A 2,807-nucleotide genomic window follows, 5' to 3' on the forward strand; every position below is an offset into this window, starting at 1 on the left:
CTTGGGCTCCGCGTGCTGGGCCGCTACCGGCTCAGGCGCCGTGTGGTGGTGCTGCGCCTCGTGATTGGTAACAATTTCGTGATGGTGGTGCTGCGCTGCAGGCGCAATTTCTTCAAACGTGGTGGGGGCAACAGGTATTTCGGCATTACCGGTTGTATTGATACGGGCAATTACGGCGCCTACCGGTACTACCTCGTTCTCTGCAAACAGTAATTCGGTAATCTCCCCGTCGGCAATGGAGGGCACTTCACTATCCACCTTATCCGTGGCAATTTCCAGCACGGTTTCATCAGCTTTTACCTGATCTCCGGGCTTTTTATGCCAGCGTAATATGGTGGCTTCCATGATGCTTTCCCCCATTTTAGGCATTACCAGTTCTACAATGGCCATAAGATGTATTTTAGTGTTTTGCTGGCAACAAATGTAAGGTTAATGTGCGAATGTGCAAATGTGCAGATATGCAGATGAAAAGCGACCATCATTTGCACATCTGCACATTTGCACATCTGCACATCAAATCAGTTTCCTCAGCTCATTCATCGCATAAATAGCCGTCATCTGTATGTTACGTTCCCGGTCATACATCAGGCGGTATTTTACAGTTACAATATTATCTGCGCTGCCGGCGGCTATCCATACAGTGCCTACCGGTTTTTCCGGCGTACCGCCATCAGGGCCCATAATACCGGAAACCGCAATTGCATAATCCGTGTTCAATACCTTCAGGGCGCCGGCGGCCATTTCGCGCACAGTCTCTTCGCTTACAGCGCCATAGGCGGCCAGGGTTTCTTCTTTTACGCCCAGCAGCTTTGTTTTCATGGCATTGCTGTAGGTAACCACACTGCCGTTATAGTAGGCAGAGCTGCCTGCTACCGCAGTAATGCTATGCGCAATATAGCCACCGGTGCAGCTTTCGGCCGTGCCTACGGTTTTGCCTTTGGCCTTTAAATAGCGGCCCAGCACTTCGCCCATAGAAATATCCTCGTCATACACCGCAATATCTTTCAGCAATGCCTCCATTTCCTGGAAGCGCAGCTTCAGCTCTGCCGCGGTAGATACTTTGTCTTCCCCATGCGCGGTTAACCGCAGCTTTAACAGGCCGTAGCTGGGTAAATAGGCCAGCTTGATATGTTCCGGCAGCTGCGCTTCAAAGCTTAGCAGCTTTTCCGCTACAAATGATTCACCCATACCAGAGGTAAGCAGGGTTTGGTGCAGCACGGCTTTGGTATTAAACTGCTCCTGCAGCCGGGGCAGCACATGATCGGTCATAATACCCTTCATTTCATGCGGCACGCCGGGCATGGATACAAATACTTTACCGCCCTTCTCAAACCACATACCCGGCGCCAGGCCATGGTGGTTCATTAACACAGTGCAGCTATCCGGCACCAGGGCCTGGTCTATATTACGCTGTAAGATGGGCAGGCCGCGGCTTTCAAACAGCTGCATCAGGCGTTGTAAGGTAGGCTCATGCTGCACCATGGCGCCGCCAAAATATTCCAGCAGCGTGGGTTTGGTAATATCGTCGGCCGTAGGGCCCAGGCCCCCGGTGATCAGTATAATATCGGCAGATGCGCTTTCTTCATCCAGCGCTTCCAGGATGGCTTCCTTAATATCGCCTACGGCTACACGGCGCTGTACCCATATACCCATACCATTCAGCTGCTGCGCCATCCAGGCCGAGTTGGTGTCGATGGTTTGTCCTATCAGTAGTTCATCACCAATGGTAATAATGCTGGCTGTTACTTTTTCCACGCGTAAAGGTTTTATGAATAAAGGAACAAAATTAGGGAGGAAATGCATGTAAAGTGCAAATATTCAGCACCCTAACGGGCAGGCAGTACCGGTTTAAACTACCTCATCCCCGCATTAAGTCCACATCAAGTCCACGTCATGTCCACAAAGTATTGGTAATGAACTTTTTACAGACCCCTAAAAAACAGGTGTTACATCCGGGTGCAGGCCGTATAAACGTGTGCCACACCTCTACGGTGTGGCACACATACCGTATGTTCCGGCCGAGCGCACGTAGCAGAGGTATGCCTGTGCAGTAAGTGCTGCAGCTAAGCACAGGTCGCCGTACCGCTCATCCATGGCCGTTCTAGCAGTAGTAATAAAGTAAAGGCATATACGCAGATATAGAAGTCTTTGGGGTTAAATGACAGGCACTGTGCAGGCGGCTATTCTTGTGGCTGTATTTGAGCAACGCCATTTTATATAGGCACGAAAGTCCCTGGGTTAAAGCGGCAGTGCCTGCCGGCAACTATCCTTGCCGCTGTTGAGTAAAGCCATGTACGCAGTCATGCAGGTCCTGGAATTAAGGGACAGGCATTATGCCGGCAATATCCTTTTCGCCATAAAAAAGCCCCAAAAGCCAGTTGCTTTTTGGGGCGCTTCAGGCCCTGCATAGGGCCCTAATGGGATATATCATCGTTTAAGCGATCTTCTTTCCTGATAATAAAATACGCTGCTTATTTATTAAAGAACGGCTCCAGCTTTTCCCTTAATGGCAGCGGCAGCAGCGACTTCTGCTTAGTATCCGTATGCAGGAACACCAAGGTAGTAACGCCTACATTCAGCAGCTCGCCTTTTTCATTGAACAGCTCCGAATGAAACTGGATCTTATGATCGGTACGCAGCTCTCGCAGGGAGGTCTTTACAGTTATCAGGTCGTCATAAAAAGCCGGCCGCAGGTATTTAACATTCAATTCTGCCACCGGCATAATAATACCCTGCTCTTCCAGCTGGCGGTAGGTAAATCCCAGCTCCCGGATAGCCTCTGCACGGCCTACCTCATAGTATAAAGC

General features: G+C 50.3%; 3 protein-coding genes. All 3 read right to left on the reverse strand.

The genetic code is table 11. The annotated features are described in order from the left end of the window. The coding region (locus VIM87_RS27555; protein ID WP_332000098.1) for a biotin/lipoyl-containing protein at positions 1 to 390 on the reverse strand (390 nt) is incomplete at its 3' end. 123 nt (positions 391 to 513) lie between these two features. Continuing rightward, a complete protein-coding gene (locus VIM87_RS27560) occupies positions 514 to 1,755 on the reverse strand; it encodes a CinA family nicotinamide mononucleotide deamidase-related protein (RefSeq protein WP_332000099.1) in 1,242 nt (413 codons plus the stop codon). Between the two features lie 716 nt (positions 1,756 to 2,471). Beyond that, the coding region (locus VIM87_RS27565) for a thioesterase family protein (RefSeq protein ID WP_332000100.1) at positions 2,472 to 2,807 on the reverse strand (336 nt) is incomplete at its 5' end.

This window comes from Chitinophaga sp. (assembly GCF_036569125.1).
Classification (GTDB): Bacteria; Bacteroidota; Bacteroidia; order Chitinophagales; family Chitinophagaceae; genus Chitinophaga.